Source organism: Pseudomonas sp. RA_105y_Pfl2_P56 (assembly GCF_963970845.1).
GTDB lineage: Bacteria > Pseudomonadota > Gammaproteobacteria > Pseudomonadales > Pseudomonadaceae > Aquipseudomonas > Aquipseudomonas baetica_A.
In genome coordinates, this window is sequence record NZ_CAXAPL010000019.1 from 106,597 (window position 1) to 117,016 (window position 10,420).

General features: G+C 58.8%; 15 protein-coding genes and 1 pseudogene. 14 read left to right on the forward strand and 2 right to left on the reverse strand.

Annotated elements, in window-relative coordinates; genetic code table 11:
- The first annotated feature begins 23 nt into the window (after window positions 1–23).
- From AACY11_RS15150 to AACY11_RS15200, 11 genes are all read left to right on the forward strand, one after another.
- Window positions 24–371 (forward strand): Hpt domain-containing protein, encoded by a 348-nt coding sequence (locus AACY11_RS15150; protein WP_339432603.1) that lies wholly within the window; start codon window positions 24–26, stop codon window positions 369–371.
- Window positions 372–477: 106 nt separating this feature from the next.
- Window positions 478–1,836: a flagellar hook-length control protein FliK gene (locus tag AACY11_RS15155; protein WP_339495111.1), complete on the forward strand. Its 1,359-nt coding sequence runs from the start codon at window positions 478–480 to the stop codon at window positions 1,834–1,836.
- 211 nt (window positions 1,837–2,047) lie between these two features.
- On the forward strand, window positions 2,048–2,551 hold the full coding sequence (gene fliL / locus AACY11_RS15160; RefSeq protein ID WP_221731974.1) for a flagellar basal body-associated protein FliL: 504 nt from the start codon (window positions 2,048–2,050) through the stop codon (window positions 2,549–2,551).
- Between the two features lie 9 nt (window positions 2,552–2,560).
- Complete coding sequence (gene fliM, locus AACY11_RS15165) at window positions 2,561–3,529, forward strand: flagellar motor switch protein FliM (protein WP_003222890.1); 969 nt, start codon at window positions 2,561–2,563, stop codon at window positions 3,527–3,529.
- Window positions 3,530–3,585: 56 nt separating this feature from the next.
- The gene (gene fliN / locus AACY11_RS15170) at window positions 3,586–4,041 is read left to right on the forward strand and encodes a flagellar motor switch protein FliN (RefSeq protein ID WP_401138226.1); all 456 of its coding nucleotides are present in this window, start codon (window positions 3,586–3,588) and stop codon (window positions 4,039–4,041) included.
- Window positions 4,042–4,494 (forward strand): flagellar biosynthetic protein FliO, encoded by a 453-nt coding sequence (gene fliO, locus AACY11_RS15175; RefSeq protein ID WP_339465204.1) that lies wholly within the window; start codon window positions 4,042–4,044, stop codon window positions 4,492–4,494.
- On the forward strand, window positions 4,494–5,252 hold the full coding sequence (gene fliP / locus AACY11_RS15180; protein ID WP_339432600.1) for a flagellar type III secretion system pore protein FliP: 759 nt from the start codon (window positions 4,494–4,496) through the stop codon (window positions 5,250–5,252). Before fliO ends, fliP begins: the two co-directional genes overlap by 1 nt.
- On the forward strand, window positions 5,249–5,518 hold the full coding sequence (gene fliQ, locus AACY11_RS15185; RefSeq protein WP_339432599.1) for a flagellar biosynthesis protein FliQ: 270 nt from the start codon (window positions 5,249–5,251) through the stop codon (window positions 5,516–5,518). Before fliP ends, fliQ begins: the two co-directional genes overlap by 4 nt.
- 3 nt (window positions 5,519–5,521) lie before the next feature.
- Window positions 5,522–6,307 carry a flagellar biosynthetic protein FliR gene (gene fliR / locus AACY11_RS15190; RefSeq protein WP_122593412.1) on the forward strand — a complete coding sequence of 262 codons (786 nt, stop codon included), beginning with the start codon at window positions 5,522–5,524 and terminating at the stop codon, window positions 6,305–6,307.
- 3 nt (window positions 6,308–6,310) lie between these two features.
- Window positions 6,311–7,450 (forward strand): flagellar biosynthesis protein FlhB, encoded by a 1,140-nt coding sequence (gene flhB, locus AACY11_RS15195; RefSeq protein WP_339495112.1) that lies wholly within the window; start codon window positions 6,311–6,313, stop codon window positions 7,448–7,450.
- A gap of 140 nt (window positions 7,451–7,590) precedes the next feature.
- Complete coding sequence (locus AACY11_RS15200) at window positions 7,591–7,827, forward strand: hypothetical protein (RefSeq protein WP_242209458.1); 237 nt, start codon at window positions 7,591–7,593, stop codon at window positions 7,825–7,827.
- A gap of 166 nt (window positions 7,828–7,993) precedes the next feature.
- Here AACY11_RS15200 and AACY11_RS15205 read toward each other — a convergent pair whose 3' ends face one another.
- Complete coding sequence (locus AACY11_RS15205; RefSeq protein ID WP_339495114.1) at window positions 7,994–8,353, reverse strand: DUF6124 family protein; 360 nt, start codon at window positions 8,351–8,353, stop codon at window positions 7,994–7,996.
- Between the two features lie 334 nt (window positions 8,354–8,687).
- Here AACY11_RS15205 and AACY11_RS15210 point away from each other — a divergent pair, with 334 nt between their 5' ends.
- Together AACY11_RS15210 and AACY11_RS15215 are read left to right on the forward strand one after the other, a co-directional pair.
- Window positions 8,688–8,834 (forward strand): hypothetical protein, encoded by a 147-nt coding sequence (locus AACY11_RS15210; protein ID WP_339495115.1) that lies wholly within the window; start codon window positions 8,688–8,690, stop codon window positions 8,832–8,834.
- Window positions 8,835–8,947: 113 nt separating this feature from the next.
- Entirely contained in the window at window positions 8,948–9,616 is a 669-nt protein-coding gene (locus AACY11_RS15215) for a hypothetical protein (RefSeq protein WP_339495117.1), read from the forward strand.
- Window positions 9,617–9,794: 178 nt separating this feature from the next.
- Here AACY11_RS15215 and AACY11_RS15220 read toward each other — a convergent pair whose 3' ends face one another.
- Window positions 9,795–10,154, reverse strand: coding sequence for a DUF6124 family protein (locus AACY11_RS15220; RefSeq protein WP_339495119.1), 360 nt, complete (start codon window positions 10,152–10,154; stop codon window positions 9,795–9,797).
- Between the two features lie 87 nt (window positions 10,155–10,241).
- On the opposite strand from AACY11_RS15220, the pseudogene AACY11_RS15225 reads away from it, so the two are divergent.
- A pseudogene (locus tag AACY11_RS15225) lies at window positions 10,242–10,420 on the forward strand (IS256 family transposase); the annotation flags it as partial.

Below are 10,420 nucleotides of genomic sequence, written 5' to 3' on the forward strand. Positions count from 1 at the left end.
ATTCTTGATCAAGGAGTGAGCAAGTGACTGACGAACATGTGGATCACGAAACGCTGAGCGTCCTGCGCGAAGTCATGGAGGAAGGTTACCCGGAACTGCTGGATACCTTTCTGGCCGACTCCAGGCTGCGTCTGGACGATCTTCAAGTCACCGTCGACGCCAAAGCGCTGTCGGACGTTGCCCATAGTTTCAAGGGCAGTGCCAGTAACATGGGAGCCATTCGATTGGCTGAACTGTGTCGTGAACTGGAAGCCGAAGCCAAGGACAAGAGTGCGACGCAAATTGCCCAACTGATCGCCGATATCATTGGCGAGTTTGAGTTTATAAGCGCTGTCTACGAAAAAGAGCGACAGCAAGCGCTGACTCACTGACTCCCACCGTCCGGCGCTTTTCTTCGGCGCCGGACAAAACTGGCCCGGCACTTGCAGATATCTCGGTCAACTGTACCTACGATCCCAGTGCAGCGGAGACCGTTTTATGCCTGCGACCCCCAACATTCTTCTTCAGAGCGCCGCTCAGGCGAAGGCTCAAGCTGCCTCTGCCAAGTCGTCGGCAATGGCCCTGGACGCCGGGGGCAAGGCCTCAAGCTTCGCTGAAGTGTTTGCCGATCAAGGCCCGAGAAAATCTGCCGCAACCCCCGACATGGCGATTAAACCGGCGCGTGACAAGGTTGCTGACAACAGCGGTAAAACGGACGTTGGCAAGGATTCGGCTGCCGCCGCACAACCGACGGTTGCCGATAGCGGCAATGACTTGCCTGCCGACAAAACACCGGCAGCCGACGACAAGACAAACAACAGCGACGACAGCCCGGACACCGCTCAGGCCCCAGTGGCGGACGCTACACCGGTCGATCCGGCACTGGCAGAAAGCGTGCAACCGGTCGTCACGGCTCCTGTGGGGCCGGCCCCGGTTGTCGAAGCGACACCTTCCACCAAAACCGATACCCCGGCAGTAGCCTTGCAGCCCAGTGCGGTCAAGGACCCTTCGGCCACCGCCGACAGTGATTTCGACCCGGCAGCCGATCCCCTCGACTCGCTCCCGGTGGTGCGCATGGCGATGGAGCAGGGCGGACACATTTCCTCTGCCAGTCAGGCGCAACCCAAAGCTGCGCCCGCACAGGCTCAGGCCGACGGTGAATTGACCTCGGCGCAGAACTTCGCCGCGGGCATGGCCAGCATGCTCGATGTGCAGGCCGACAAGGACAGTACCAGTCAGGGTGGGGAGAAGGCTTTCAGCGGCCTGATCGACGACGGGCTCAAAGACCTCAAATCCGCCACCAGTGACACTCGGGTCGACGACTTCGCCAACCGTCTGGCGGCACTGACCCAGGCAGCCACGCCTAAGACCGCCAACGTCGTGCCGGTCAGTCAGCCAATCGCCATGCATCAAAGCGGCTGGACTGAAGAAGTGGTCAACCGCGTCATGTATCTGTCGAGCGCCAATCTGAAGGCGGCGGATATTCAGTTGCAGCCGGCTGAACTGGGGCGTCTGGATATCCGGGTCAATATGGTTCCGGACCAGCAGACTCAGGTGACGTTCATGAGTGCACACCCGAGTGTGCGTGAGGCGCTGGACGGGCAGATGCATCGTCTGCGCGAGATGTTCGCCCAGCAAGGTATGGGGCAGGTCGACGTCAATGTGTCTGACCAGAACCGTGGCTGGCAGGGGCAGCAAGGTCAGGATCAGGCGCAGCAGGGCCAAAGCGGTCGCACCAGTGCTGCCGGTGGTCGACTGGACTCGGCGGATGAAGAATTGGCGCCTGTCAGCGTGGCCGAAGCTGCCGCGCAGACCACCAGCGTGATTGGCTCCAGCGCCGTCGACTACTACGCCTGACACAACCCAGTACCCTCTGTGGGAGCGGGCTTGCTCGCGAATGCGCAATGACATTCAACATTAATGTTGGCTGACACACTGCATTCGCGAGCAAGCCCGCTCCCACATTGGTTTTGTGTGTTCTCCCAATTTGCTCCGACACTTCTGGCATAACACTTGCTCTTGCCTTGCCGTGCGACTGTGAAAACCCGAATAGTGACGGATTATTGGCATGGCGAAGAGCGAAACAGCAGCAGTAAAAGACCCTGCAACCAAAGGCAAACTCAAGCTGATCATTGTGATCGTGCTGGCATTGCTGCTGGCCATCGGCGCGTCTGTGGGGGCGACCTGGTTCTTCATGCACAGTGCCCAGAGCAAATCTGCCGAGGCGGCCGAGACTGTTCCGGTTGGTAAGCAACCGGCGATTTTCGAGCCGATGGCGCCGGCATTCGTCGCCAACTACAACCAGAACGGCCGTCAGCGCTACATGCAGGTGAGTATCACCATGCTGGCGCGTAATCAGGCCGATCTGGAAGCGCTCAAAGTGCACATGCCGGTGATCCGCAATAACCTGGTGATGCTCTTCTCCGGTCAGGATTTTGCCACTCTGGCGACCCCGGTCGGGCAAGAGATGTTGCGCCAGAAGGCCACAGCCAGCGTCCAGGAAGTGGCGCAGAAAGAGCTGGGCAAAGTGGTGATCGAACAGTTGCTTTTCACTAATTTCGTACTGCAGTAGGAACACGACATGGCCGTGCAGGATCTGCTGTCCCAGGATGAAATCGACGCGTTGTTGCATGGCGTCGACGATGGTCTGGTACAGACCGATAACGCTGCCGAACCCGGCAGTGTCAAAAGCTACGACCTGACCAGTCAGGATCGCATCGTCCGCGGGCGTATGCCGACCCTGGAAATGATCAACGAGCGTTTTGCCCGCTACACACGTATCAGCATGTTCAACATGCTGCGCCGCTCGGCGGACGTTGCCGTCGGTGGCGTGCAGGTGATGAAGTTCGGCGAATACGTGCACTCGCTGTACGTGCCGACCAGTCTCAACCTGGTCAAGATCAAACCTTTACGCGGCACCGCGCTGTTCATCCTCGACGCCAAACTGGTGTTCAAACTGGTGGACAACTTCTTCGGCGGCGACGGCCGTCACGCCAAGATCGAAGGGCGTGAGTTCACCCCGACCGAACTGCGCGTGGTGCGCATGGTGCTGGAGCAGGCGTTCGTCGATCTGAAAGAAGCCTGGCAGGCGATCATGGAAGTCAATTTCGAGTACATCAACTCGGAAGTGAACCCGGCCATGGCCAACATCGTCGGCCCGAGCGAAGCGATTGTGGTCTCCACGTTCCACATCGAACTCGATGGCGGTGGCGGCGATCTGCACGTGACCATGCCGTACTCGATGATCGAGCCGGTGCGCGAAATGCTCGACGCCGGTTTCCAGTCCGATCTCGACGATCAGGACGAACGCTGGGTCAACGCCCTGCGCCAGGACGTGCTCGATGTCGACGTACCGATCGGCGCCACCGTTGCTCGCCGTCAGTTGAAGCTGCGCGACATCCTGCACATGCAGCCGGGCGATGTGATCCCGGTTGAAATGCCGGAAGACATGATCATGCGCGCCAACGGCGTGCCAGCCTTCAAGGTCAAGATGGGTTCGCACAAAGGCAACCTCGCGTTGCAGGTAATCGAGCCCATCGAGCGTCGCTGAAGCGGCGCTCTCACCCCCACACATTTAGCTGAATTTTTGCCCGCCGAGGACAAATGATGAACGACGATATGAACGCCCAGGACGATCAGGCACTGGCCGATGAATGGGCTGCTGCCCTGGAAGAGACTGGCGACGGCCAGGCTGACATCGACGCCTTGCTGGCCGCTGATGCCGGCGCATCGAGCTCCGACCGTCTGACGATGGAAGAGTTTGGCAGCGTGCCGAAGAATAACGACCCGGTCACACTGGACGGTCCGAACCTGGACGTGATCCTGGATATCCCGGTGTCCATCTCGATGGAAGTGGGCAGTACCGACATCAACATTCGCAATCTGCTGCAACTGAACCAGGGGTCAGTGATCGAGCTCGATCGTCTGGCGGGTGAGCCGCTGGATGTGCTGGTCAACGGCACCCTGATCGCTCACGGTGAAGTGGTCGTGGTCAACGAGAAGTTCGGCATCCGCCTGACCGACGTGATCAGCCCAAGCGAACGCATCAAGAAGCTGCGCTGAGTGAAACGGTTTCTCTGGGCTTTGCTGGCATTGCCGCTGAGCGTGCTGGCCGCCGAACCGTCGACAGCCACCACGGTGCCTGCCGCCACCGCGCCAATGGTCAACAGCGGCGTGGCCGGGCAGTTGACGCAACTGGTGTTTGGCCTGTTGCTGGTGCTGGGCGTGATCTTCTTCCTTGCCTGGCTGTTGCGCCGGGTCCAGCAGGCCGGACCTGCCGGCAAGGGGCAAGTGATCGAACTGATCGGTTCACGCGCACTCGGTCCGCGTGACCGCTTGCTGCTGGTGCAGGTCGGCAACGAGCAGATTTTGCTTGGGCTCAGCCCCGGCACCATCACCGCGCTGCATGTGCTCAAGGAACCGGTCGAAGTGCCTGCGACCCGTGAAAAAGCGACCCCTGAATTTGCTCAGCATCTGCTGAAGATTCTCGGCAAGGATCAGAAGGATACGAAGTAATGGGTGCGCTACGCATCGTCTTGACGCTGGCCCTGTTGCTGGCCGCGCCACTGGCGTTCGCCGCCGATCCGTTGTCGATCCCGGCAATCACGCTGGGCACCAACGCCGACGGCGCGCAGGAGTATTCGGTCAGTCTGCAGATTCTGCTGATCATGACCGCGCTGAGCTTTATCCCGGCGGCGGTCATCCTGATGACCAGTTTCACCCGGATCATCATCGTCTTCTCGATTCTGCGTCAGGCCCTTGGCCTGCAACAGACACCGTCGAACCAGATCCTCACAGGTATGGCGCTGTTTTTGACGATGTTCATCATGGCGCCAGTGTTCGACCGGGTGAACAACGATGCCTTGCAGCCGTATCTGGCGGAAAAACTCACCGCTCAGCAAGCGGTGGAAAAGGCGCAGGTGCCGATCAAGGACTTCATGCTCGCGCAGACTCGTTCCAGCGACCTTGAGCTGTTCATGCGTCTGTCCAAACGTACCGACATCGCCACGCCTGATCAGGCGCCGCTGACGATTCTGGTACCGGCGTTTGTCACTTCGGAGCTTAAAACCGCGTTCCAGATCGGTTTCATGATCTTCATCCCGTTCCTGATCATCGACCTGGTCGTGGCCAGTGTGCTGATGGCGATGGGTATGATGATGCTTTCGCCGCTGATCATTTCGCTGCCGTTCAAGATCATGCTGTTCGTGCTGGTCGATGGCTGGGCGCTGATCATCGGCACCCTGGCCAGCAGTTTCGGAGGTGTCTCGCCATGACGCCAGAAGTCGCCGTCGATATCTTTCGTGAAGCACTGTGGCTGACTACATTGATGGTTGCGATTCTGGTGGTGCCGAGCCTGTTGGTCGGTTTGATGGTGGCGATGTTCCAGGCCGCGACCCAGATCAACGAACAGACCCTGAGCTTCCTGCCGCGTCTGCTGGTGATGCTGGTGACCCTGATCGTCGCAGGCCCCTGGATCGTGCAGACGTTCATGGAATACATCATCCAGTTGTACAAAAACATACCGATGGTCATCGGCTAAGCCATGCAATCGCTGCTTCAGCTGACCGATACCCAGATCAGTACCTGGGTGGCCTCGTTCATGTTGCCGCTGTTTCGCGTCGCCTCAATGCTCATGGTGATGCCAGTGTTCGGCACGACCCTGGTGTCGCGCCGGATACGCTTGTATTTCGCCGTGGCCATCACCGTGTGCATTGCGCCGAGCCTGCCGCCGATGCCGGCGGTCAGCCCATTGGATCTCAGCGGTTTGCTGCTGATTGCCGAGCAGATCCTGGTCGGCGCCGTTCTGGGGTTTTCCCTGCAGTTGTTCTTTCAGGCGTTTGCCGTGGCCGGACAGATCGTCGCGATACAGATGGGTATGGGCTTCGCCTCGATGGTCGACCCGGCCAACGGCGTCTCGGTGGCGGTGATCGGGCAGTTCTTTACCATGCTCGTGACCCTGTTGTTCCTGTCGATGAACGGCCATCTGGTAGTGTTCGAAGTCCTCACCGAAAGCTTCACCACGCTGCCCGTCGGCGGCGGTTTGATGACCGCGCAGTACTGGGAGCTGGCCGGCAAACTCGGCTGGGTGCTGGGGGCTGCATTATTGCTGGTATTGCCGGCGGTCACTGCGCTGCTGGTGGTCAACATCGCGTTTGGCGTGATGACCCGTGCCGCGCCGCAATTGAACATTTTCTCCATCGGTTTCCCGCTGACTCTGGTGCTCGGGCTGTTCATCGTCTGGGTTGGTCTGGCGGATATTCTCAATCAGTATCAACCGCTGGCCACCGAGGCCTTGCAGTTGTTACGCGAACTGGCACGGGCGCGCTGAGTCATGGCGGAGAGCGAAAGTGGTCAGGACAAAACAGAAGACCCCACGGAAAAACGTAAAAAGGACTCCCGCGAGAAGGGTGAGATCGCTCGTTCCAAAGAACTCAACACCCTTGCCGTGATGATGGCCGGTGCCGGCGCGCTGCTGGTGTTCGGCGGCATGTTGGCTGAAGACTTGATGGAGCTGATGCGCCTGAACTTCACGCTGTCCCGTGAGGTAATCATGGATCAGGGCTCCATGGGCGCGTTTCTGTTGCAGTCGGGCCAGATGGCGCTGTTGGCGATCCAGCCGATCATGATCACCCTGCTGCTGGCGGCGCTGATCGGGCCGATTTCCCTCGGGGGCTGGCTGTTTGCGGCGGGCTCCATGGCGCCCAAGTTCAGTCGGATGAACCCGGCGTCGGGCCTGAAGCGGATGTTTTCGTTCAAGGCGGTGGTCGAACTGCTCAAGGCGCTGGCCAAGTTTCTGATTACCTTGGGCGTGGCGTTGGCGGTGTTGTCGGCGGACGTCGACGACTTTTTGCGGATCGCCCACGAGCCGCTTGAAATGGCCATCATTCACAGCGTCACGCTGGTCGGCTGGAGTGCGTTGTGGCTGGCCTGTGGCCTGATCATCATCGCCGCCGTCGACGTGCCGGTGCAGCTCTGGGAAGCCCACAAGAAACTGCTGATGACCAAGCAGGAAGTGCGCGACGAGCACAAGGATCAGGAGGGGCGGCCGGAGGTCAAGCAGCGCATTCGCCAGACCCAGCGCGAAATGTCCCAGCGGCGGATGATGGCGGCAATTCCCGACGCCGACGTGGTCATCACCAACCCGACCCACTACGCCGTCGCGCTCAAATACGACTCCGAAAAGGGCGGCGCGCCGATACTGTTAGCCAAGGGCAGCGACTTCCTCGCACTGAAGATTCGCGAAATCGCCGTGGCCAACAACGTCATGCTCCTCGAATCGCCGGGGCTGGCGCGTTCGATCTACTACTCCACCGAACTCGATCAGGAAATCCCCGGTGGGCTGTATCTGGCGGTGGCCCAAGTCCTGGCCTACGTCTACCAGATCCGCCAGTACCGCGCGGGCAAGGGCAAGCGTCCGGATCCGCTCAAGGACGACCTGCCGATTCCGCCGGATCTGCGCCGCGATTCCTGACGTTGCTGTGCCGCCATTGGTCTGAGACTCCCCTTTACTGTCAACTCTGACAGGTGCGCTCGCCGCTATTTTGCAGTTTGATGCAAGGTGGCGCCGCGAACCTGACGCGGTCACGCGAGCGAGTGCAAGGGAGCACGACAATGAAAGGTATTTTCAGCAGTTATGACGAAAAAACCGGAAGGGGCACCATCACGCCGAAGCCCTCGGGACGATGTATTTCCTTTGCTGAGGCCACGGGTTTTTTTCTGACGGCCAAAGAATACCGATTCAGCATTCGATTGGCCGATGCCCAACAGGCGAACGTCAAAGTGGGCGGCGAGGTCGAGTTCGAATTGCCCAAAAGCAAAAATGGAAAAGTGAAGATCCTTCGGTATTGAGCGATCGATTGCAAAGCCGCTGAACGGGGCGGCGGTTTTTTATGATCGTTCCCACGCTCTGCGTGGGAACGCAGCCCGAGACGCTCCGCGTCACTTCCAAAGCCGAACGCGGAGCGTCCGTTGAGGCATTCCCACGCAGGAGCGTGGGAACGATCATCGCGTGTCGCTACTGCGGCAACTCCAGATTATCCATAACCCGATTCACCGCCAGCTCTCCCAGCATGATCAGTTGCGCAATACCCAGCAGCGTCCTGCGTTGCGACGCCGGTACGAGATGGGCGAAGTCATGGGCGATGGTTCTGGCGGATGCGAGGGTTTCGCTGGCATCGGCCAGTAGTTCCTCGTTTTTGAAGTCCGCAGTGACCGCGTACATCCGGCGGGTTTTACGTGGCGGCGGCGTGGAGCCGGGTGGGCAGAGGTAGTGATCGAGCGCGCGTTCGGCGGCGTCGTTGAGCTTTTTTGAATCGAGGGATTCGTAGGGGGAGGCGAGATCGATTTCGGGTGGGTTGGGTGTTGGTTTGATCATGGTGAAGCTCCTGAGGTTATGGAGCCACTCTTTCCCTGTCGCTAAACAAGTGAAGGTGGCAGCTGTACGCAGGTTAGCGAACCGGTCACAGGCACCCCGGTAGACCCAAAGGTCTCCCGCATACAGCCGCCATAACGTAATTGCGGGCGAACAGTCCCACAACGAAGCCACGAACGCTGATGCACTGAGATGGTCCGAGTCGCTAAACCCGATCGCTGATTCATCAGCGACCGACCCACAATAGAACCCGACCCCAAAGCGCACAAGCCGGCGGATTCTGGCGTAGCTGTAGGCAAAGGCGCAAGAATTTGTAGCCTCAAAGGCGTGTCTGGAGGTGTCTTTTAAACAACTGAGTTTAAAAGGCAAAAGAGCGGAAAATTATCTGGGTCAAAAGGTGGTCCTTACTGAAATCCCCGGCTACCAGATCCGTCGTCACCTTGATTCGCTCAAGAATGATTTGCCGCAGCGCCGGGTTTTCTGACGGTTACCGTCTGTCTGGAATGCCCCTGTACCTGTTAGTTCTGACAGTAGACGGCTGCCGTGAAAATCGATGACATGGATTGCGGAATTTCTCCGCAGTTTCGGAGCACGATCATGGCAGAGCGTATCTATCGCAAGCTTGAAGGGATGACCCTGGAGTATGTTTCGGGGCGGTTGGAGGAAAACCCGAAGGAAAACTCCATTCGTTACGAGGTCACCTTCGACATGGATCTGGACTTTACCCACTTTGTGCAAATGGCCAACGCCTATATCCCGGACTACCTCGGCAGTCCGGTCAACGCCATCAGGCCCGAGCTGGATGGTTTGGCTGACCACTACTCCTACAACTACCTGTTCGATGCGGCTGGAAAAATCAGCGACAGCCAGGCGTTGTTCGGGCTCTTCACCTCGGCCGGGTATTACAACGATCAATGGGCGACCGGTCCTCAACGGCGGGTGCGTTATGGCAAGCCGAAGTTTGTGCCGGTCGGGCGCAAGCTACGCGTGACTGCACGCAGAGACTTCAAGTCGCTGGATGACACTTGCCAGATCAAAATCGGTGAACTGCCGGTCATCCAGTTTCATTGGGCGCTCAATCTGCTGCAAAGTGATGTGACGATCCCGGGCGTCATTGCGCCGATCACCAAAGTCGTGCTGATGTACATGGATGAGGACTTCGTTGAGGTCGAAGGTGAGCAAGTTTTGCGGGGTACGCGCTACGTCAACGGCAAGCAACTGAGCTTCGGCAATATTGCACCCAAGCAGATTTTGACTGCGAAGTAACCCGCGTAAAAACCGCCGCCCCGATTCAACGGGGCGGCGGTTTTTTTATGCCTGTGATCGTTCCCACGCTCTGCGTGGGAATGCAGCCCGGGACGCTCCGCGTCCCTTCCAAAGCCGAACGCAGAGCGTCCGTTGAGGCATTCCCACGCAGGAGCGTGGGAACGATCATCGCGTGTCGCTACTGCGGCAACTCCAGATTATCCATCACCCGATTAACCGCCAGCTCTCCCAGCATGATCAATTGCGCAATCCCCAACAGCGTCCTGCGCTGCGACGCGGGTATGAGGTGGGCGAAGTCATGGGCGATGGTTCTGGCTGAGGCGAGGGTTTCGCTGGCATCGGCCAGCAGCTCCTGGTTTTTGAAGTCGGCGGTGACGGCGTACATCCGGCGGGTTTTGCGTGGCGGTGGGGTGGAGCTGGGTGGGCAGAGGTAGTGATCGAGGGCGCGGTCGGCGGCTTCGTGGAGTTTTTTTGAATCGAGGGATTCGTAGGGGGAGGTGGGGTCGGTTTCGGGTGGGTTGGGTGTTGGTTTGATCATGGTGAAGCTCCTAGAGTCATTGGAGCTGCCAACGTGAGACTGTCAGAAATTTTGTGTTCGGGCATAACATGTTGAAAAGGAGCATGTATGCCGACCAAAAAGAAACCGGCCTCGGAGGTCAAACCCCAGTTTCCTTCGGTCCCGAAAGAGCTGATTGATCAGTTCGTTAAAGGCCCAATGAGCGCCGAAGCGATTCAGGATGCGTCGATGGCGTTCAAAAAGGCGCTTATCGAGCGAGCCCTTGGCGCGGAGCTGGGTCAACACCT

Bases quoted from the DNA above. Each gene is read 5' to 3' on its own strand.
- fliM (WP_003222890.1), top strand. From the start codon at position 2,561: ATGGCCGTGCAGGATCTGCTGTCCCAGGATGAAATCGACGCGTTGTTG.
- fliL (WP_221731974.1), top strand. From the start codon at position 2,048: ATGGCGAAGAGCGAAACAGCAGCAGTAAAAGACCCTGCAACCAAAGGC.
- fliN (WP_401138226.1), top strand. From the start codon at position 3,586: ATGAACGACGATATGAACGCCCAGGACGATCAGGCACTGGCCGATGAA.
- AACY11_RS15220 (WP_339495119.1), bottom strand. From the start codon at position 10,154: ATGATCAAACCAACACCCAACCCACCCGAAACCGACCCCACCTCCCCC.
- fliR (WP_122593412.1), top strand. From the start codon at position 5,522: ATGCAATCGCTGCTTCAGCTGACCGATACCCAGATCAGTACCTGGGTG.
- AACY11_RS15215 (WP_339495117.1), top strand. From the start codon at position 8,948: ATGGCAGAGCGTATCTATCGCAAGCTTGAAGGGATGACCCTGGAGTAT.
- AACY11_RS15155 (WP_339495111.1), top strand. From the start codon at position 478: ATGCCTGCGACCCCCAACATTCTTCTTCAGAGCGCCGCTCAGGCGAAG.
- fliP (WP_339432600.1), top strand. From the start codon at position 4,494: ATGGGTGCGCTACGCATCGTCTTGACGCTGGCCCTGTTGCTGGCCGCG.
- flhB (WP_339495112.1), top strand. From the start codon at position 6,311: ATGGCGGAGAGCGAAAGTGGTCAGGACAAAACAGAAGACCCCACGGAA.
- AACY11_RS15205 (WP_339495114.1), bottom strand. From the start codon at position 8,353: ATGATCAAACCAACACCCAACCCACCCGAAATCGATCTCGCCTCCCCC.
- AACY11_RS15200 (WP_242209458.1), top strand. From the start codon at position 7,591: ATGAAAGGTATTTTCAGCAGTTATGACGAAAAAACCGGAAGGGGCACC.
- fliQ (WP_339432599.1), top strand. From the start codon at position 5,249: ATGACGCCAGAAGTCGCCGTCGATATCTTTCGTGAAGCACTGTGGCTG.